Origin of the sequence: Psychrobacter urativorans (assembly GCF_904846695.1) — a bacterium.
GTDB lineage: Bacteria > Pseudomonadota > Gammaproteobacteria > Pseudomonadales > Moraxellaceae > Psychrobacter > Psychrobacter urativorans.
Map to the genome: position 1 here is coordinate 1 of NZ_CAJHBR010000013.1, position 20,651 is coordinate 20,651.

The 20,651-nt window shown below is 41.4% G+C and carries 21 protein-coding genes and 1 pseudogene; 6 read left to right on the forward strand and 16 right to left on the reverse strand.

Features of this window, described 5'->3' with window-relative positions:
- Positions 1-160: 160 nt before the first annotated feature.
- The 11 genes and pseudogenes from JMY09_RS09340 to JMY09_RS09385 all read right to left on the reverse strand — a co-directional run bounded on the left by JMY09_RS09340 (position 161) and on the right by JMY09_RS09385 (position 6,792).
- Positions 161-700 carry an REP-associated tyrosine transposase gene (locus JMY09_RS09340; RefSeq protein ID WP_201623324.1) on the reverse strand — a complete coding sequence of 180 codons (540 nt, stop codon included), beginning with the start codon at positions 698-700 and terminating at the stop codon, positions 161-163.
- A gap of 188 nt (positions 701-888) precedes the next feature.
- Positions 889-1,059, reverse strand: coding sequence for a restriction endonuclease subunit S domain-containing protein (locus JMY09_RS09345; protein WP_201623325.1), 171 nt, complete (start codon positions 1,057-1,059; stop codon positions 889-891).
- 135 nt (positions 1,060-1,194) lie between these two features.
- Positions 1,195-1,365, reverse strand: coding sequence for a restriction endonuclease subunit S domain-containing protein (locus JMY09_RS09350; protein WP_201623326.1), 171 nt, complete (start codon positions 1,363-1,365; stop codon positions 1,195-1,197).
- 174 nt (positions 1,366-1,539) lie between these two features.
- The gene (locus JMY09_RS14700) at positions 1,540-1,662 is read right to left on the reverse strand and encodes a hypothetical protein (RefSeq protein ID WP_256932885.1); all 123 of its coding nucleotides are present in this window, start codon (positions 1,660-1,662) and stop codon (positions 1,540-1,542) included.
- A gap of 170 nt (positions 1,663-1,832) precedes the next feature.
- Positions 1,833-2,867 (reverse strand): SEL1-like repeat protein, encoded by a 1,035-nt coding sequence (locus JMY09_RS09355; protein WP_201623327.1) that lies wholly within the window; start codon positions 2,865-2,867, stop codon positions 1,833-1,835.
- A gap of 26 nt (positions 2,868-2,893) precedes the next feature.
- A complete protein-coding gene (locus JMY09_RS09360) occupies positions 2,894-3,079 on the reverse strand; it encodes a restriction endonuclease subunit S domain-containing protein (protein ID WP_379606715.1) in 186 nt (61 codons plus the stop codon).
- 167 nt (positions 3,080-3,246) lie between these two features.
- Complete coding sequence (locus JMY09_RS09365) at positions 3,247-3,384, reverse strand: restriction endonuclease subunit S (protein ID WP_379606714.1); 138 nt, start codon at positions 3,382-3,384, stop codon at positions 3,247-3,249.
- Between the two features lie 167 nt (positions 3,385-3,551).
- On the reverse strand, positions 3,552-3,689 hold the full coding sequence (locus tag JMY09_RS09370) for a restriction endonuclease subunit S domain-containing protein (protein WP_265088014.1): 138 nt from the start codon (positions 3,687-3,689) through the stop codon (positions 3,552-3,554).
- Positions 3,690-3,794: 105 nt separating this feature from the next.
- A pseudogene (locus JMY09_RS09375) lies at positions 3,795-3,983 on the reverse strand (restriction endonuclease subunit S); the annotation flags it as partial.
- Between the two features lie 117 nt (positions 3,984-4,100).
- Positions 4,101-5,288, reverse strand: coding sequence for a restriction endonuclease subunit S (locus JMY09_RS09380; RefSeq protein ID WP_201623332.1), 1,188 nt, complete (start codon positions 5,286-5,288; stop codon positions 4,101-4,103).
- Complete coding sequence (locus tag JMY09_RS09385) at positions 5,278-6,792, reverse strand: type I restriction-modification system subunit M (RefSeq protein WP_201623397.1); 1,515 nt, start codon at positions 6,790-6,792, stop codon at positions 5,278-5,280. The genes JMY09_RS09380 and JMY09_RS09385 overlap by 11 nt, the downstream gene beginning before the upstream one ends.
- A gap of 183 nt (positions 6,793-6,975) precedes the next feature.
- On the opposite strand from JMY09_RS09385, the gene JMY09_RS09390 reads away from it, so the two are divergent.
- Positions 6,976-7,671: a hypothetical protein gene (locus tag JMY09_RS09390; protein WP_201623333.1), complete on the forward strand. Its 696-nt coding sequence runs from the start codon at positions 6,976-6,978 to the stop codon at positions 7,669-7,671.
- 62 nt (positions 7,672-7,733) lie between these two features.
- Here JMY09_RS09390 and JMY09_RS09395 read toward each other — a convergent pair whose 3' ends face one another.
- The 5 genes from JMY09_RS09395 to JMY09_RS09415 all read right to left on the reverse strand — a co-directional run bounded on the left by JMY09_RS09395 (position 7,734) and on the right by JMY09_RS09415 (position 14,173).
- Positions 7,734-8,147, reverse strand: a complete 414-nt coding sequence (locus JMY09_RS09395; RefSeq protein WP_201623334.1) for a PaaI family thioesterase — start codon at positions 8,145-8,147, stop codon at positions 7,734-7,736.
- 558 nt (positions 8,148-8,705) lie between these two features.
- The gene (locus tag JMY09_RS09400) at positions 8,706-9,491 is read right to left on the reverse strand and encodes a hypothetical protein (RefSeq protein WP_201623335.1); all 786 of its coding nucleotides are present in this window, start codon (positions 9,489-9,491) and stop codon (positions 8,706-8,708) included.
- Positions 9,492-9,564: 73 nt separating this feature from the next.
- Positions 9,565-12,579: an MSCRAMM family protein gene (locus JMY09_RS09405; protein WP_227677263.1), complete on the reverse strand. Its 3,015-nt coding sequence runs from the start codon at positions 12,577-12,579 to the stop codon at positions 9,565-9,567.
- Between the two features lie 92 nt (positions 12,580-12,671).
- A complete protein-coding gene (locus JMY09_RS09410) occupies positions 12,672-13,292 on the reverse strand; it encodes a hypothetical protein (protein ID WP_227677264.1) in 621 nt (206 codons plus the stop codon).
- A 203-nt stretch (positions 13,293-13,495) separates the two neighbouring features.
- Positions 13,496-14,173: a hypothetical protein gene (locus tag JMY09_RS09415; protein ID WP_201623336.1), complete on the reverse strand. Its 678-nt coding sequence runs from the start codon at positions 14,171-14,173 to the stop codon at positions 13,496-13,498.
- Between the two features lie 607 nt (positions 14,174-14,780).
- Between JMY09_RS09415 and JMY09_RS09420 the strand changes: the two genes are divergently transcribed.
- The 5 genes from JMY09_RS09420 to JMY09_RS09440 all read left to right on the forward strand — a co-directional run bounded on the left by JMY09_RS09420 (position 14,781) and on the right by JMY09_RS09440 (position 20,545).
- Complete coding sequence (locus JMY09_RS09420; protein ID WP_201623337.1) at positions 14,781-15,320, forward strand: spore coat protein U domain-containing protein; 540 nt, start codon at positions 14,781-14,783, stop codon at positions 15,318-15,320.
- Between the two features lie 5 nt (positions 15,321-15,325).
- Positions 15,326-16,087, forward strand: coding sequence for a fimbrial biogenesis chaperone (locus tag JMY09_RS09425; protein ID WP_201623338.1), 762 nt, complete (start codon positions 15,326-15,328; stop codon positions 16,085-16,087).
- Positions 16,038-18,521 carry a fimbria/pilus outer membrane usher protein gene (locus tag JMY09_RS09430; RefSeq protein ID WP_201623339.1) on the forward strand — a complete coding sequence of 828 codons (2,484 nt, stop codon included), beginning with the start codon at positions 16,038-16,040 and terminating at the stop codon, positions 18,519-18,521. Before JMY09_RS09425 ends, JMY09_RS09430 begins: the two co-directional genes overlap by 50 nt.
- A gap of 113 nt (positions 18,522-18,634) precedes the next feature.
- Entirely contained in the window at positions 18,635-19,543 is a 909-nt protein-coding gene (locus tag JMY09_RS09435; RefSeq protein WP_227677267.1) for a Csu type fimbrial protein, read from the forward strand.
- Positions 19,544-19,852: 309 nt separating this feature from the next.
- Complete coding sequence (locus JMY09_RS09440) at positions 19,853-20,545, forward strand: hypothetical protein (RefSeq protein WP_201623341.1); 693 nt, start codon at positions 19,853-19,855, stop codon at positions 20,543-20,545.
- The last annotated feature ends 106 nt before the right edge of the window (positions 20,546-20,651 follow it).

Genomic DNA, 20,651 nt, shown 5'->3' on the forward strand with positions numbered 1-20,651 from the left:
TGGTCATTGTTGCTTTAATGCGTAAGATATTAGCCATCGCTCAGGCAGTGTTGAAAAGTCAGCGACCTTTCGATGCTTCTTTACATGTTAATTGAGTCTTTAGGCTTGCTTTTTCTCATGGTATCTACACACCACAACCTTGCTTATAGCGCAAATTATTTCAATCATGATAAAGAGTAAATCTATCATCTATATCGCTATAGCTCCAACCTTTGGGATATAGGCCATCGGATATTAATTTATGAATGGTTGAATACTTCCATTCTGTTGGCTGTGAACAATAACCATGTTTTACAGGGTTGTAATGAATGTAGTCAACGTGCTGTTTATAGTCATTATCGTCGCGAATGCGATGTTCCCAAAACCGACGTTGCCAAAGTCCACGCTCTTTCTTATCTGCTCTTGATGGCGATATGTTTTCAGACTCTAATTTGGGTATTTGACGAGAGAAGTTTGCTTTTAAATTCGCTACAATATTGGCATAGTTGTCATTATCATCAGCTAGGGTTATCAATAAGTGTACATGGTCAGGTAATACGACCATCGCATTTAACTCAAACGACTGATGCTGCTTAGTTTTTTTAAACGCCTGACGAAATTCATTAATATGCGTTGTCAGCAGCTGTGACTGACGATCTTGTAAGTTAAAAGTGAGAAAATAACATCCGCCTTTGGTTTTGTCTCGAATATAACTTCTCATGATTGAGGTCATCCCAAAGCTAAATTATTTCACAAACTAAATCTTATCTTAATTTGAGACTCGTTGTAGGCTAGATTGGTTTGGTAGGCTGTTTTTTCGTAGGCTGGGTTTTTAACCCAGCATTGTAATTTTGCAAAGTCTTGAAGCTGGGTTAAAAACCCAGCCTACACATCACGCCCTATTCCAAGTCAGCTATCAATCACTACCGGCTTCTTACCCGTCAATAACTGCTGCATCAACGCCTTTTTCTCTTGCTGAAAACCAGCCAATTGCTGCTCAAGCAATTCAATTTCTTTATCGGCATTGGTTAATACGGTGGCAATTTTCTGTTGTTCTGGTCTAGACGACGGTATATACATTCTTAAGATTTTAATGGTTTCAATTTTTTCGTAGGCTGTTTTTTCGTAGGCTGGGTTTTTAACCCAGCATTGTAATTTTGCAAAGTCTTGAAGCTGGGTTAAAAACCCAGCCTACACATCACGCCCTATTCCAAGTCAGCTATCAATCACTACCCGCCTCTTACCTGTCAACAACAGCTGCATCAGCGCTTTTTTCTCTTGCTGAAAATCAGCCAATTGCTGCTCAAGCAACTCAATTTCTTTATCGGCAGTGGTTAACACGGTGGCGATTTTTTGCTGTTCTTGTCTAGACGACGGTATATGCATTCTTAAGATTTTAATGGTTTCAAGTTTTTACTAGGCTGTTTTTCCGTAGGCTGGGTTTTTAACCCAGCATTGTAATTCTACAAAGTCTTGAAGCTGGGTTAAAAACCCAGCCTACACATCACGCCCTATTCCAAGTCAGCTATCAATCACTACCCGCCTCTTACCTGTCAATAATTACTGTGGAACAAACCGATAGCCCAGCGTGGTAAGCAAGGTTAAGGCAGGGATTTTTGAGCCGAATTCTTCGGCAAAGTTGATGCTTGCACTGGCGCTAATATTAGAGATTGGATTGGTCATATCTGCCTACTTTAGACATAGCGTTTGTTTGATTACTTGTTTGGTTTTATCGATTGTAGCCCAAATCTCTACTAAAGACGCCATAAAAAAGGCAACAAAAAACCGCCAAGGTTGCGCGTTACCCAAAGAGCGTAGCATGGCGGTTAGCGTCAGTACGATAACTCGTGTCGTTAATACCCTGATTTTTTCAAAATTTTATAATGTTTGCACGCATCCTGATTGCCATTTTCACATGATTTGCTATACCAATTAACCGCTTCAGTATAGTTTTGTTGGACACCTATGCCATTTGCGTACATTAAGCCAAGATTTTTTTGGGCATGGGCATGTCCTTGATTAGCCGCCTTTAAATACCAATTATGTGCTTCAATATAATTTTTTTGAACGCCTAAACCTTGGGAATAAACTATTCCTAAGTCGTTTTGTGCATCAGCATAGCCTTGGTTGGCTGACTTCAAATACCATTTGATTGTTTCGCTGTAGCTTTGCTCGACACCCAAACCATCTTTGTACATCAAGCCTAAATTTCTTTGGCCAGCAGCATCACCTTTATTCGCTGATTTTAGATACCATCTGACCGCCTCACTGTAATCTTGCTCAACACCCAAACCATCCTTATACATGAGTCCCAAGCTATTTTGTGCATTAGAATCATCTTGATTGGCAGCGCTAATCATCCATGTTATAGCTTTGGCATAATCTTGTTGAACACCCAGACCATCCTTATACATGAGTCCCAAGCTATTTTGCGCATTAGAATCATCTTGATTGGCAGCGTTAGTCATCCATGTTATAGCTTTGGCATAATCTTTTTGAACACCCAGACCGTCCTTGTACAATAGTCCTAAGCTAAACTGTGCTCTGGAATTGCCTTGATCAGCTGCCTTCAGATACCATTTGAAGGCTTCGGTATAATCTTGTTGAACCCCTAGACCGTCACGGTACATCATTCCCACATTGGCTTGAGCGCTGGCATTACCCTGATTGGCTGCCTTTAAATACCACTTTATAGATTCGTCATAGTCTTGCTGAACGCCCAAGCCTCTCTCATATATAAACCCGAGTTTATTTTGAGCACTGGCATCACCCTGATTGGCTAATATTGTTTGCTCTTTACTATCTAACGCCATAGCAGACAAGCCTATTCCAAAAGATACTATTGCCACGATGACTTGAATCGTGAAACGAGTTTTTAATAACCGCATGCTCTATCTTCCACGTAAATAAACTATTATCCATCAACCACCACCCGCTTCTTACCCGTCAACAATACCTGCATCAACGCCTTTTTCTCTTGCTGAAAATTAGCCAATTGCTGCTCAAGCAATTCAATTTCTTTATCGGCATTGGTTAATACGGTGGCGATTTTTTGTTGTTCTTGTCTAGACGACGGTATATGCATTCTTAAGATTTTAATGGTTTCAAGTTTTTCGTAGGCTGTTTTTTCGTAGGCTGGGTTTTTAACCCAGCATCGTAATTTTGCAAAGTCTTGAAGCTGGGTTAAAAACCCAGCCTACACATCGCGCCCTATTCCAAATCAACTATCAATCACCACCCGCTTCTTACCCGTCAAAAGCTGCTGCATCAAAGCCTTTTCTCGCGCTGCAAATCAGCCAATTGTTGCTCAAGCAACTCAATTTCTTTATCGGCATTGGTTAATACGGTAGCGATTTTTTGTTGTTCTTGTCTAGACGACGGTATATGCATTCTTAAGCTTTTAATGGTTTCAAGTTTTTCGTAGGCTGTTTTTTCGTAGGCTGGGTTTTTAACCCAGCATTGTAATTCTACAAAGTTTTAAAGCTGGGTTAAAAACCCAGCCTACACATCACGCCCTATTCCAAGTCAGCTATCAATCACTACCCGCTTCTTACCCGTCAAAAGCTGCTGCATCAAAGCCTTTTCTCGCGCTGCAAATCAGCCAATTGTTGCTCAAGCAACTCAATTTCTTTATCGGCATTGGTTAATACGGTGGCGATTTTTTGTTGTTCTGGTCTAGACGACGGTATATGCATTCTTAAGATTTTAATGGTTTCAAGTTTTTCGTAGGCTGGGTTTTTAACCCAGCATTGTAATTTTGCAAAGTCTTGAAGCTGGGTTAAAAACCCAGCCTACACATCACGCCCTATTCCAAATCAACTGTCAATCACCACCCGCTTCTTACCCGTCAACAAAACCTGCATCAACGCCTTTTTCTCTTGTTGTAAATCAGCCAATTGCTGCTCAAGCAACTCAATTTCTTTATCAGCATTGGTCAATACGGTGGCGATTTTTTGTTGTTCTTGTCTAGACGACGGTATATGCATTCTTAAGCTTTTGATGGTTTCAAGTTTTTCGTAGGCTGTTTTTTCGTAGGCTGGGTTTTTAACCCAGCATTGTAATTTTGCAAAGTCTTGAAGCTGGGTTAAAAACCCAGCCTACACATCGCGCCCTATTCCAAGTCAGCTATCAATCACTACCCGCTTTTTACCCGTCAACAACACCTGCATCAAAGCCTTTTTCTCTTGCTGCAAATCAGCCAATTGCTGCTCAAGCAACTGAGTTTCTTTATCGGCATTATTTGAAACTGTGGTAATTTTTTGCTGCTCTTCACGACATGGAAGTCCAATTACAATATTAGCGAATATCGAAATCCAGTGTCGCTGATGACCACCAATAGCATAACTTAGTGCCTGCATAACCTCGAATATATACTTTATAGAAACACCATCTTTTGCCACCAGCATTTTCATTGCACTAGATTTAGCTTTAAAAGGAAAGTCTACAAACTTACTAGCAGTAGTAAAGTCGTCGAATATAATTGTTGGAAGATCTTCGCTAAATATTCCAAACTCTTCATCTGTATACCCAAGAATAAAGGTTTTGCCCGCTGTTAATACTGGCGTAGGGTATTCATCTGAATAATCGGTAGACTGAACCAAATAGGGTGTTGGCTGTTTATAATCTAATAATTTACCTAATTCTATTCTTTCCCATTTTTTATCAAACCTTTTCCCTTCACCATCAAGCAACCGCTTTTTACCTGTCAGCAATTGCTGCATCAAGGCTTTTTTCTGCTGGGTACTATTGTCAATTAAATGCTCAGTAGTGCTAATCGCTTTATCCCAAGTAGTTAGGATTTTGGCGATTTTTTGTTGTTCTGGAATTGGTGGAACTGGTAACTTCAAAGACTTAATTATTTTGACAGTTAACTGAGGTTGTGCTGAACCAAAAGCTGCTGAATCTATCTGTCTTGCAATCAGCGAGGACTTACTCAAAGCGTAGAAAAAGTCACTTTCTAATTCAGAGTTTAAACATCCAAGTGTTACCATACCTGAGTTTATTCTTATATTTTCGAAATTAACTGTTTGATCGTAATACGCGAACTGACCAACTGACCCTCTAGTCGTAAGTACAATGTCACCTTTTTTAACTACCCCTTTTCTCAGTTTTCTATGTTTTTCTTCTGAAATAAATTGCGTGTCTAAAAAAGAAAATCCATTTTTTGTCACATTCTTAGCACTTAAGAAAAGGCAGTAGCCAGAATCAAAAAATTCTGATGATTTAGGATATTCTTTTCCTCTATCACCATCGGTTACAGTAATATTAGCTTGTTCAAGAGTTTTAACTTCCCATCCACTAGGCACCATAACCCAACTCCTTTAAAAACCCTGCCATCTCAGTCTCTAAACTCTCTAATTCAGCTTTTAATTCAAGACGCTCAGCACGCACCGTATCCAAATCAATCTCCGCCTCTTCCTCAAAGGTATCGACATAGCGTGGAATGTTTAGGTTAAAGTCATTTTCTTTAATCTCATCAAAGGTGGCAAGGTAGGCGTACTTATCGACATTCTCACGAGCCTTATAAGTCTCGATGATTTTATTGATATTGTCAGGGGTTAGCTGGTTTTGGTTTTTACCGGATTTAAACTCATTACTGGCATCGATAAACAGGACTTTGTCATCGCCTCTGTTTTTCTTAAACAATAAGATAGCCGCTGGAATACCGGTACCAAAGAACAAGCTCGCGGGTAAACCTATCACCGTATCAAGCAAGTTTTCTTCGATAAGCTGCTGACGGATTTTGCCTTCACTAGAGGCACGGAATAATACGCCATGCGGTACCACCACACCCATACGACCAGTAGCAGGTTTAAGCGTTTCAATCATATGGCTGATAAAGGCATAGTCGCCCTTGGTCTTCGGTGGAACCCCACGATGGAAGCGACCAAAGTGATCGCTACTGGCATCCTCATGACCCCATTTATCCAGTGAGAACGGCGGGTTAGCAGTCACCACATCGAATTGTAATAGATGCTTACCGTCTTTATCGAGTAGCAGCGGATTACGGATGGTATCGCCCCACTCAATACGGTGGTTATCCTCACCATGCAGGAACATATTCATCTTGGCCAATGCCCACGTCGAGCCAATGGCTTCTTGGCCGAATAGCGCATACTTTTTCGAGCCAGAGTTTTTGCGTACCATCGCCCCGCATTTAATCAATAGCGAACCCGAACCACACGCAGGATCACATATTTGATCGCCCTCAACAGGCGCGAGGATTGTCGCTAACAGATCAGACACTTCGGGTGGCGTATAGAACTCACCAGCAGTCGCCCCACTACCGGCAGCGAAGTGCTTGATTAAGAATTCATAAGCATTACCAATCACATCTAAGCTGCCGACTCGCTCAGCACTTAGATTGAGGATATCTTTGCCAAAGTCTTCTAATAAGTGACGCAGCAATTCATTCTTTTGTTTTTCTTGACCGAGCTTATCAGTGTTAAAGCTAATATCTTGGAAGACGTTCTTAAGCTTCGTACCGTTGGCTTCTTCTAGCGCATGTAAGGCTTGGTCAATACGTTGACCGTTACCGGCTTGATGACGCTGCTCGTAAAGATCCCAAAAGCTTGCGCCCTCAGGCAATACAAAGCGCTGCTTGGACATCATGGCATGGATCAATTCTGGGTTGTCGCCGTACTGCTCAACCAACTTGTTGTACTCGTCTTTATAGACATCAGAGATATACTTCAAAAACAGCATAGTTAAGATAAAGTCTTTATAAGTATCGGCGCTGATGACCCCACGGAAAGTGTCACAGGCGTTCCATACCGCTTTATTAATATCGTCTTGATTAATCTTATTGGTCATCTGATTAACGGTGCTGGCGGGCATTCTTTATTCCTTAGTACTTTGCAAAGTTATGAGTTTTTATAATGAGGTAATGATAGCAGGGTCTAAGATAGTTGGGAGATGTCATTGCTTAAAAATACGATTATAGTAGACAGTGATATAAGCCAATTACACTAAGCCTATAAGGTAAGGGATTAAGCGATGAAAACCCTAGGATTGTGTCTATTAGCCACCCTTAGTTTAGGTGCTTGTACAACTGGCATAAGTAATAGCATGTTGACAAGTCATGCTAATAAGATGATCACCCAATATCCCATTGAGCGCGCTTTAATCAATATCTACTCCAAGCCTTCTAACTATACTTCTTACCTTGTGGATGACCAACTGCAACTGGCTGTACAAGTGGTCACTTTGCCCTTAGGCACAGTGACTTTTGATGGCAAGCCAGTGCATGCCAGTCGAATCACTTCCACTATATATATCGATAATCAGAACGTTAATACCTCTATAGAAGACAACTACTACAGTTTTGATCCTCTAGTATTTCATGGATTTTCAGGTGCTGAAAGGTATTCAATAACCTCTCAAACTCAAAGCGTCCCTAAAGTGGCTACTGTAGGTGATTTCAGCACTTTTTTGACAGAAAACGTCTATACCGATAGTAGTCTCAATAAGAAAATAGGCACTTACCTAAAGGCTTGGTCTTTATCAAAAGCCACTAATAATAGTGCTTGGTTATGTATAAGTCGTTCAGCTAATATATTGGTAGCTACTGATGCTGGCACGCCAGTGGACTGCTATGTAATTAATCCTCATGGCAAGGTTTTGGATAAGAGAGTTGAGTATACTTATCCCACTGATAAAGGTTTGAGGCAAGACGTCTATGTAAAAAGATAACTTGTGTTTAACAGTAGCGAGTTATAAGTCGCTTTGCCGGGCTTAGTCACGCTTAGTCACGCTTAGTCACGCTTGGGCGGTATAGCGTAAGTGCCAACCACATGAGCCACCAAATCATCACAGCCTTCTGAATATAAAGATACCTCACCTACGATTAGCGAGCGCCCTACTTTTATCAATTTGCAGTCAGCCATAATGCGGGCTTCTGCTGTTGGTTTACGCAAAAAATTGATATTAAGGCTAGTGGTTACTGCCAATGGAACAATGCCAATCGTACCTAGTATCGCCACATAAAGTGCGACATCAGCAATGCTCATCAATACAGGGCCGGCAACCGTGCCACCCGGACGTAGCTCCTTTATACCAATCTCATGCGATATGATCGCACTGTTATCCCCTACTGCCTCAACTTGATATTTGGCATGTGGAAACTCTAATGCCATAAAGGCGACGATCTCTTCTTTAGTTGCAGACATACCTAATCCTTGGTCTAATTATAGTTATTGTTAACTACTTGCTTTTGTTATTGAGGTTTATTGGGTTGTCGCTATCTCACTGAATACTGATAGTAGCCCTTTATTCAAACCCTTTAAACAGCTTAGCTGTTTTGCAGGATATCATTGCTCAAAGCTAATAGAAATGGCAAAACCTATAACTATTTGAACCGTACATTCTAAAAACTTACTACCATCAGCATCGTTTTAATGATTGCTACCCTCAAGCTCTATACGCCCCTATCTGTACAATAGCAGTTGATGATTCGGACTATCAGCAATTTTTAGACAAGCCTAACCTTAGCCAACACTAAGTTAAAGTGTTGGGGTATTATCGTTTGCAGAAAGTTATGGCTATTGAATATTAGTTAAAGGCTAAGTAAGTGGGCCACTCGAAGTGACTTACTTAGTATCTCTAAGGTAGTGCAGAAATAATGAGGGAGGCCACACTAGGGCAAGAAGAGTTTTAGTGCTATTAATTGTCTGAGTCTTTGAAGGTAGAAAAGCCTATGAAGCTAAACCTTGTCTCGCTATTAATTATTATTGAGTTAATACACTAATCTGTAGATCGTAATTACCAGCAAATTTTACGTTGGCACTATCAGGGGTAATAGTCACTCTAGTACCCACACCAAACCAGCAGTCACGATAGCCATTGATCAAACGATCATCAGTGAAATATTGACCCGTAGTAGGGTTTGTATAGTAAAAGTCAATGTTAGTGGTTAATTCTTTGGTTTGATCTATAGCTGATTTTAATTTGGCTCCGGTCATTTTGACTAGACTAGTATTTGAAGTATTATCTGGGGCAATAGATGCGAATGAAGTATTAAGTTGAAAAGTATTAGGGTTATTTCTTAAAAAAGTTTTTATGGTTTGATATTCGCTAGTACAGGTACTGTTTCGATCTGTGCGGATATAAAAGTTAAATAAGCTTGGTGAACCGAAGTCCCCATTGGTGTTTGGAAGGTTTGCTGATAACTGGCTTAAGTTCAAATTAGCCACATTAAAGCCACTTAGATCGGCACGGTTACTCAAGGGAAAGCTCTGAATAGTGTTGCCCCTTGAGATAGCTTGACTGCCGCGATTGAGGAGCTGAGTCTCTGTAGGGGCAAACCTTAAAGTAGTGTTTGGAAAGTTTTGTTTACAGAAGTATATTTGACTGTTACTAGCTGAACCGACACGGTTAGCAGCAGCAGTGATATTGATACCAGCAGTATCAGGACAGGCTGCTAATGCTGTTTGTCCCAGTAATCCCACTATTGCCGTTAAGCTTACTTTTAGCAACAATTTATCATAATGAACGATTGATAGTTTTTTAGACATAACGACCTCGGCTTTGAGCTGCTTTTAATTCAAAATATAACCCATATTTGGGTAATATAATTAATATTATGGTTTACGGTACAGCGCTACTTGTTAGAGGTTTTAAAGCTATTTTCAACACAAAGTCGTTAGTAATCTCAATAGACTGCGCTTCATAACCTTTAGAGTTTAAAGTATAAGTGTCTGGTGCTAAGCCAAATATTTGGAAATACCCGTAACTGCCAGTTGTCACACTTTGTATCAGCTTATCTTTTTGATAGATATCAATCACTATCCCTTCTTCTGCTGTGGTGAGCTTGCCTGATATACCATAAGTCTTTTCTAGCTTGATAGGCACTGAAGTAGGGGCATAATTGCTAACTCGTATACGCGGTGTCTGTAACTCGCTTGCACTATACTCTAAAGGCAGATTGGTAGCATCCATACTCAGAGTATAATCCCCAGCTTTTATATTACTGATCAAATATTGGCTATGGTTCGCTTGGGTTCCAAGCAGACTGGCCTGAACGTGTTGATTGTCTAACTGAAAACTTAAAGTTTCATTGTCGATTGGCGAATCAACATGGTGGGTTAAGTCCACTACTACACTGCCTGCTTCTTGACGAGGATATTGACCGAATTTCAGATTTTGCTTGGGTGGCTTAAACATATCAAATGATAGCTTAGCAAACAGATAATTATTCTGCGTCCAAGCGGGTAGCTCACGTTCATTAGTAAATGAGCTGTCATCTATTAAGTCAGTGTAACGACCGCTAGGTATAGCATCTACATAACGATGTTTGTAGCCCAAGCTAAAGTTAATGCCATTGCGATGGGTCAGCTGCCAATCAGCTAGCCAGCCTACCTGACCATCAAACAAGCTATAGCCAATGCTAACTAAGTTATCTATAGAGCTAGTGCCGATAGATCTAGCATCTGCATCAGCACCAAACAGATTGAACCCATCAAAACGATAGTTGATATCGCCTTGGTTCAATAGTCGACTACTATCATGTAAAGCGCTAACCGACTGCCCAAAGCTAGTACGGTAATCAAACTGATGGCGTACTGATAAGGTATCGCTAGTATTATCACCAGATAGACCTATAGTATTGCTTTTGCCATCGTTAGCCGTACGGTTTCTATAAATATCTTGCCAGTTAATACGATAACTATAGCGATCATCAAGGCTGTTCCAGTTGGCACCGGCATTTAGCGCATCGTTGAATCGATGATTGATGCTGGCATAAGCATAATAGTTATCCAAATCAGTCTCAATCGCCATCTGATCATAATACTGGCTTAGACTGAGGTTAGTTCTATCACTAGGGCTATAATTAAGTAACAGTTGATGACGCTGATCGTTCAATCGATCTATTCGATTATTATCCAATAGGGGTAGCTCTAATACTGCTTTATCATACTGCCGAGCTTGATACTGATAGTAGGCTAGTAGTTTTTTGCGCTGATACTGCAGTTGAGCTTGCCATAACTGCTCAATAGTACTATCGGCATAGCTGAAATCAAAATTACTATAGGGTGATAAGCTATAGTTGACCCCTGTATGCCAAGATACTGACTTACTATCATTAATTAAGTTTTGCGCATTAGTGTTAACACCACCACGTACTGCCAAGCGATTATTAACCCCATATTCAGTATATAAATGTGCTGCAGTACCACTATTATCGTCTCTAAAACCGTATCGGCTATTACTATTAACTAAATTACCGCTAGCACCAATACCTGCTTCTATCAAAAGCTCATCAGTTGCGACGTTGGTGCGACGTTTGCCGAGTACGATAGGTCGAACTTCAAGCGGTTGGCGGGCCAATGGATAGGCATAGATTGCCACCTCAACTAAATTGTCTGTCAAAGTCAATTGGCTGACATCAAGGTTTAAAAATTCGTAACGCCCATCCAATCCAATCTGTACTCGAGCCAAAGCACGGCCACTGATACGCAACTCCGCCACCCCACCCGCTTCACCTATACCAGTTAAATGCTGATAATCCTGATTAGTGTTTTGCAACAGACTGCGACTGTCTTGATCAAAATAAGATAAATGACGGCCGATATCTCGATTACTATAGGCAACCATAGCCCCAGTGAATTCTGTACCTGTGGTCTGCGCCCCTTGACTGAGCGCATTAGGTCTATTAATACCTATACGGGTAGCTAGCTGTTTGCCAGATTTAGCCCAATATAGATTATCTACTCCCCAATTATCCCAGTCTGATGGCAAATAGCTAAATCCATTTAAAGCATTGCGTACAAAGCTGTCATTAGCCGATACCTTGCCTTTTTTATCTTCTATCAGATCATTAGAGCTAGCAAAATCATAACCGATAGCCTTAATACCCCATACCCCACCTAATCCGTAACCATAGGCACCTAAGTCTGCATATATTTGTCGACTAGTGGACGTTGTATCATTGTCATTGTTATTAGATGCATTATCCCTTGAGGTATTATTGCTCTCGCTAGTACTTAGGGTGCTATTAAATGACAAACCCAGTAGACCCGCTTGACTAGAACGATAGTCAATGGGTAGGGCGTTACGCTCATTGTTGGCTTTTGGGACACTTATTTGGGCGGGACGCCAACCCATATTTAGCATAATAGCTAAGTCTGGCTGGCTGTACACAGCGGTTATTCCTAACTTTTTTAGAGTACTAAGTGACACATAGTCTTGACCTTGGTAACTATAGATTTGATCGGCTGATAACTGCACTTTACCTATCGGCGTACTGACATCGTAGCCAGCCTGATTATCGACAACAGTAAAGCTAGCCTTAGTTAATTCACTTAAGTCATTAATAGATAAAAAATAGCAGTCTTTTTGCTCATCACGCTCTGGATCTGATGCTGAGTCATAAAGGGCTTCGGTACTCCCTTGTTCCTCTCCGTTGATTAACACCCCTACCAAACTAGGCACTAGCACTTTGTTGTTTTTATTGTAAGCTTTGCTAGCCGATAGCTGCGAAGTTGTATTAGCCGCTATAGTTTGTATCTCAGCCAATGCTGAGGGGCAATAAATCACCATACAAGGTAAAGAAACTAAAGTCACTAAACGCAAAGACGAGTACTTTTTAATCATAAGCGCCATAGCGAATCCATTTTATGAGTATGGGAAGTCATACTGGTAATCATTACATCATAATACCAGTATTTCCTAGTTTGAATTTGAGGGCTATTAGTCTATTGCACCTCAATGGACACTGGCAACCCATACTGTGACCCAAGCTCAAGAGTTACCCCTTTGCCATCAGCAGTATAAGTAACAGGGTTATCGATTTGCTGTTTGATCGACAACATAGCATGGTACTTACCTTTGGCAAAATCCATAGGCAAGCGGATAGACATACGAACCGTCTGATAGCCGCCAGCAGGAATGGTAAACGCTGTAGGGTTGATCAATACCCATGGTTTTAGTGTGTCCTCACTAGGGTCGATAGGCTTGCCAGCAGCATCCATATCAACCAAGCTCAGAGCGATTTTTTTAGGTTTGCTGCCATAATTATATAGAGTTAACGATTGATTAAGTTTGGCTAGATTCTTACCCTTTGTCAGAGACACAGTCTCGTCAATACTACCGGGCTGAATACCTAATTGTGCTGGTGGTAGAGAGGTTTGACGGTCATTGCGCACCACCATTTGAGCCTTTCCTTGCTCATTTACTGAGTTACTGATAATCAGCTCAGCTTGTGCATAGCTTGTGCTTGTTAACGTGACAACAATCCCTGTAACTATAGATAGGGCTAAACGTGTACTGGTAGATTGACTAGGTAAACATAATTTAGGGTAAGCAGTTAGGATCATCTTTTTGCCTTTATTTAGTTAATTATTAGCAATTAGCTGCAAAGCCTGTAGCGCAAACCCACTTAAGATCTTATAAAGTGATTGATTTGCAGCCCGGAGAATGTCTTGTCGTTAACTATAAAAAATACCAGCAATAATAGCTGGTATTTTTTAGGATGTAGCTAGTGTCGAAGCACTAAGGCTTAGCCGTTAAAACTCTTCAATTATGGAATAGGAACAGGACCATTACCAGTAAGAGTCAATAAGAAAGTATCAGTACCATTACCTGTAACTGTATCAGGTGAAGCGCCAGTGACACCGCGTGTGTTGTATTCACCGGCATTATTAGCAGTAGACAGATCTAAGTTAAAAGTAATATCACCTAATACAGGAACAAAACCTGATTTGATACCTACAGTTGCTGTACCAGAAGTAGTGATTAAAGGATTTGCTGATACTAAAATAGCATTTGAAGTAGTAATAACAGAGGCGTTATTGACAACATTCTTCAAACTAGTATTAGGGTTAGTCAATGTTAGCGAAACACCATTAGCAGACGATAAGTTACGTACTGCCCAAGCATTTTTTAGAGTAACCGCAACGTTAGTGGCAAGAGCCGTGTTTGAAGTAGTACTAACATCTGTATTGATGCTAGCAGTAGCTGCTCCTAATACCGCCGTTCCTGTACGAGTGGTAGCATCGCTTATTTCGCGCGCATCGCTATCGTTTGCAGCAGTAGTAGCAACTTCAGTCAAGTTCAGTACAGCATCATCCCAGTGATATAGCACTAAAACTTCAGGTAGCACTACACGAAAGTCTGTAGAACCACTTATTGCTGCTGAAGCAAAAGAAGATAGAGATAAGGCTAGACCAGTTACTGCTACTTTTGTAAAAATATTCATAATATAAATCTCATGGTTAAAACTATTTTGAAGTTAAGGCATACCAGTAATAGAGTCTAAAATATGTAGTATTTGACTGAAACAGTAACTGGGAAAGTAAACAGTAACTGGGGAATAAATAATGAGGTAAAGAGGGGAATGTATTCTGTATGCAGAACGCGCAATATCGCATAATTCAATTATAAATGAACCGATAATCAGATGAATGGTATAGAAAATCTGATAATCAGTAAAAATCACGTTAAAAATTTTTAAAATTATATTTTTATCCTTATTTATATAAAACTCTACTGCACTTTCAAGCTCAACTTTGACCTTTTACAGTTTGGTATCGGTAGCATTAATAGCAGCCAAAAGCTCGCGCTATGCTTGGACTGACTACTAACAGAAACAGCCTTCTTTACCATCTTATTGTTGTTTATCTATAACATATATTGTTACGCTTCAGCGTACTAATATTGAAATTTATAGTGTTTCATTTTCCCTTTGTGTAATGTTTATGTAATAATGCCACTAACTAATGACTGATAAAAATTGTGGATGTCTAAACCGTTTTTATTATGCTTATCAAAAGTGATAACAAACTTAAAATCATCGGAGAACTACTTTGCAACTTCAAAAATCTTTATTGACTGCTACTCTACTACTTGCCGTTAGTTCTTTGACTGTTGCTAACGCAGCACCGCCAGCAGCTATTACAACTGATCAGTTTAAAGTTCTACTACAAGTTGACAGTGTATGTGCCATCGAGACAGGCGCTGCTGCTGATATCAATCTTGGTGCTATTGGAGCTGGTGAGGCACAGCTGGTACCTGGCAGTGTTACCGGTACTACAACAATTACTACTCGTTGCTCTGTAGGATCTTCTGCGATTATTGCACTCACACCTGTTTCAGGAAATACTGACGGTACTGGTGTTTTGTTAGGTGGTGTTGCTGGCGCTGAAAAAGTTAAGTATCAATTGACTTCTACTGCTGGTCTTGCTGGTACTGCGTGGGGTAATACAGGTGCTAATCGTGTAACAACCGCAGCAGCTACTAACTATGCCACTCCTATCACTACTACTGTTTATGCCACTGTTACTGATACCGCAGACGTTAAACCTGGTGCATATGAAGATACTGTAACTATTAACATTACTTTGTAATCTGAATGCTAAGTCTCTGGGTACACCGTGTTGCGATACCGGTTATTTTATCTGGTTTGCTACTGACTAACGGTGTGGCAATGGCGAGCGGCCTGCAGGTCTCTCCCATTTCCCTCAGTTTGCAAGCTAAACAAAATGCCAGTGGCCTGACGCTGAGTAATACTGGTGACGATGTAATACATGCGCAAGTTCGTGTGTATCAATGGTCACAGGATGAAAAAGGCGATCAGCTTACCGTATCACGAGGATTGTTGGCCAGTCCGCCAATCATTGAACTGCAACCGGGTGAAAAACAACTCATTCGCATTATCCGCGCATCTGCACCACCGAGCGGTATTGGTGCAGTAGAAAGCAGCTATCGCCTCTCTATTGATGAGCTCCCTACTCCATCTGCTGAGCAGAAGGCGGGCTTGCAGTTTGCACTAAGTTATTCGTTACCAGTCTTTATCCAGCCTGTAGGAGTGCAACAAACTTCTCCAAAGTTGCAATGGACTTATACTGTGCAACCCGATGGTAACCACGTTGCTATGCGTGTCAGCAATAGTGGCAATGGGCGTGCACAATTGGCCAAGCTCAGCATAGATGATACTAGTGGTAACACTATTGAGATAAGCCCTGGTTTATTAGGTTATGTTTTACCGGGTGCTACTATGCAATGGATGCTCAAAGTACCACCGAATGAATTAAAAAACAGCAGTAGAATTAAGGTAATGATTAATGGAACTGACACGATTCAAAACGTCACGTTGGACAGTGCCGCTCGCTAAAGTTCTTTTAATTCATGGTGTGGTGGTCTCAGCTAGCCATGCAGCACCCCAAAGCGCTTCTGTAACTTCTATCCCCACATCTACTCCTGTCAGCCTAGCGAATACCGAATTCGTCCAACTCGGCCTCAACGAGGATCCGAGTCAGACGCGTGGCCTCGATTTATACCTAGATGTGACGCTCAATGGCGCTAGCGCTGGCTTAGCTCATTTTGATTATCGTGATGAGCAATTATGGGCAAGTATCGCCGTATTGCAGCAGCTAGGGTTTATTGTGCCACTAGGTACCACCGACCCGGTACCGCTAAACAGTTTCGCCAATATTAAGGTCGACTATAACGCGCGCATGCAATCCGTCACTATCGTCGCTCCTTTAAATACTCTTAATCTAAACACCACCGTATTAAATAACCGTGATAACCGTCGTACTCAAGCTAACTCATCGCCTGGCATCTTATTAAATTATAATATCTATGGCTCACATACTGACAATAATGCCACCAACCTAAGCGCTTTTAGCGAAGTACGCGCTTTTAATGCTAATGGGGTATTAAGCTCAACAGCACTAACCACAGGTAACCGCTTTTATAATAGCAATGCTAATAGCATCACTAATAACCGTGACTGGGACCATCGTACCGTGAGGTTAGACACCAGTTGGAGCCAGTCATTTCCTGATAAGCTGTTAACCGTACGTGCTGGGGATATTCTTACAGGTGCTCTTTCATGGACTCGCGCTACCCGCTTAGGCGGTCTGCAAATTGGTAGCAACTTTGATTTGCAACCTTATATGACCACCACGCCACTCCCTGCATTCTTTGGTTCAGCCACCCTACCTTCTGCGGTAGAGCTATACGTGAATGGTCTTAAACAATACAGCGGTGACGTCCCTGCCGGCCCTTTTGAGCTCAATACCGCTCCTAGTATTAGTGGTGCGGGTGATGCACAACTGGTATTGACCGATGCGCTAGGACAAAGCTCTACAGTTAACTTCTCGCTTTATGATACCCATCGTTTACTACAGCCCGGCTTATCAGATTGGTCGGTCGAGCTTGGGGCTGTACGGGAAAACTATGGCATCAAATCCTTCGACTATGGCAGCGATGTCGCCGTCAGTGGCACTTGGCGTTATGGTGTGAATAACCGCTTTACCGCTGAGACTCATGCCGAAGCTACCAAAGATATAGCTAATGCAGGCGTTGGCGGCACTTGGGTATTGGGCGGTCCAGGTGGGGTGTTATTTGCCTCATTAGCGGGCAGTAATAGCCAAGATGAAAGCGGCAGCCAATATAGTGCTAGCTATCAATGGAATAATAAACGCTTTAACGTTGGCATCAATACTTTAGGCACCCAAGGCGAGTATCGTGATGTAGCGACCCAATATGGCTCTACCCCTATTCGCCAGAGCTATCAGCTCTCTACCGGCTACGGTAGCCAGACCTTGGGCAGCTTTGGGGTCAGTTACAATCAAGTAGATTATGCTGAGGAAGATAGCGCTCGATTTGCTAGTGCCTATTGGAGCAAGTCTCTAGGCCGGCGTGTGAGCATCAATGCCAACTATAACCATGACTTGAATAATTCTGATAATAATAGTGCCGCTATCGGCGCTACTTTTTCATTCGATCGCAATCTCTCAGTGAGCAGTAGCCTACAACATAACAATGCACAGAATGTCCTAGTAGCAGACGCCTCACAGTCAGCGCCCGTTGCTGGTGGATTAGGCTGGCGAGCACAAGCAAGACATAGTATGAATAGCCATACTGATAACCATAACGATACTAGCGCTCTAGCTGAGCTGAATTATCTGGGTCGCTATGGCCAAGTGCAAGCGGGTATGAGCAATTATAATGGGGATTACGCCACCTATGCTAGTGGCAACGGCTCGCTAGTCATGATGGGTGGCGGGATCTTTGCGGCCCGACAAATCAATGATGGTTTTGCCGTAGTTACAACCAACGGTATCGCTGATGTGCCTGTATTACTGCAAAATAATGTCATTGGTACCACGAATAGCCGTGGGCTCTTGCTGATATCACCACTCAATGCTTACCAAGACAATAAAATTAGCATTGATCCGATGAACTTACCGGCAGATTTACGCATTGATAAGGTAGCGGCTCAAGCCACCCCAACTGATCGTGCTGGTACAATAGTCAAATTCAATCTTGTGCCAGTACGCTCTGCCTCGGTTATTCTAAAAGACAGCAACGATGAATTTATACCAATAGGCAGTCAAGTACGGTTAGTCACTCAACAAGCATTGTCAGCATCTATCGTAGGTTTTGATGGTGAAGTCTATTTAGATACGCTTGATGAGCATAACGTGCTAGAGGTAGCAACTCCCTTTGGTGATCGTTGCCAAGTTAGCTTTGATTATCAGAAACAAGGTGATGGCATTCCGCTTATTGGGCCACTTATCTGTCAGAAGGTACTGTAATGAAACTGTTTCAATGGCACTTTAGTCTTTATTTGATTCCCTTGGCTTTTTTATTACCGGTCAATAATGCTAACGCTGCCCCCATCGTTACTTGTTCAGCATAGATAAGCAATATCGACTTTGGCTCTATTGACCTACTCAGTAATAATCGCTTCACAACCACAGGTACAGTGAATTACTCATGTACCAATACAGGAGATGCGGCACAGGATTTGACCCTCTGTATTAGCCTTGGGAATGAAGGAATCACTCCACGTGCCATAACACCAGTAACCCCAGGCCTTACCAACCTTCCTTTTCAAATGTATACCGATAGCGGATATAATAATATTTGGGGATCTATACAAAACCCAACAACCAAAGAGGCAGCTGCTGTCAATGTCACAGTGACTGCTAATGGTGGTATACAAAGGGGGGTAATGACAGTTTATGCCGCTATTCCTGCAAACCAAAGCACAAGAAATCCAAGCACTTATAAAATTAACTATCAAATAAATAATACCCTTGTCACTTCTGTAGCTGGTTTAAACAAAGACTGTGGAACATCATTATCACCATTAGGTCCCGGAGTTACACCTACTCAACGTATGAACCCTTTTTATGTTCAAGCCATTGCTCCGAGCAAATGCCTAATCAATTCTAAAAGTAATATAAATTTTGGTAATAAGCCATCTAGTGCTACCAATATTGAGAGTGTCGGTACTAATCCTATCAATTTAACTTGCACAAATGGTACGGTTTATAATATCGGATTGGCTCCCTCAAATGGTAGTACAGTAGGATTGGGAGCTATGAAAGGCACTACTGGCAATAATAACCAAGTTCCTTATCAACTACGCTCTACTACTGGGGTTAATGGAACCGTATGGGGCAATACCGCAACCTCTAGTAATGTAGGGAATGGTGTAACTGCTAATGGCACTGGTTCGGCTCAAAATAGAAGCGTCTACGCCACAGTACCTAGCGCTGACTTTAGACCTGACAATTACTCAGATATCGTAACTATTAACATAAACTATTAACTACCGACACTGGACAAAGATTAAAAATGCACCTAAGTTATAGGTGCATTTTTTATGTAAAATTAGCTATTTTATTTAATCCTACTATATAAAAATCTAACTAAGAAATATGTATGATCTGTGATTGTCACGATGATTAGAGCACCGCTTTGATAAATCAGGGTCTATCAGCAGTGTCTGCTTATGAAGATTCAACATGCCCTAGTAATAAAACAATAAACTATAGCAGTAGATAGTTTATCTAAATTGAGGTACTTTCAATCCATGCAGTAGCTAATAATGAAACAAAATTAAAAGAGGAATTAAATTATGAAAGCACTAGCTTTGTGTATCGCAGCCGCTCTGAGCCTAAGCGCTTGCGCCAGTATGAACAATGGCAATACTAATCCCAATAGCCCCACGAATCAGATTGTCACTCAGTATCCTGTTGAGACGGCGATGATCAATATCTATACTAAGCAGAGCACGCAAAAGTTAATGGCCAAAGTCGATAATCAAGACATAGTCGCCGATATCAAAGTCACACCCAAAGGCACTATGCTGTTCGACGGTAAGTCCGCACAAGGTGCCGAAGTCAATACTATTACTAAATCCAATAACCAGCTGATCAATCAGTCCGTTAGTATCAACTACTTCACTCTAAATCCGTTGGTGTTCCGCGGCTATACTGACAGCTCAGGTGAATACTCAGTAGCAACCCAAACCACCACTCTTCCTAAACTGGCCAAGGTTGGCGATAGCAGTCCACTGCTCACTGAAAACGTCTATAGCGATAGTAGCAAACGTCAGCACAAAGGCCGATATACTCAGTCTTGGTCTTTGGCACAAGATAGCAATAACACCGCCCTGTTCTGCATAGATACTTCAACCAATATGTTACTCAACGTTGATCCTGAAGGTACGACCACTGAGTGTTACAAAATTAATGCTAAAGGCGATATCTTAGCGAGCCAGTTGACTATTAATGCCCCTAATGAAACCATAAAATTTACTAGTCAATAATGATGGGTTAAATAGTGGCGTTGCTTAAGCAATAGCGTTGCTTAGATAGCTGCTTATTAGATAAACCCACCACTAAGCGTGGGTTTATTCGTTTATTTAATACAAG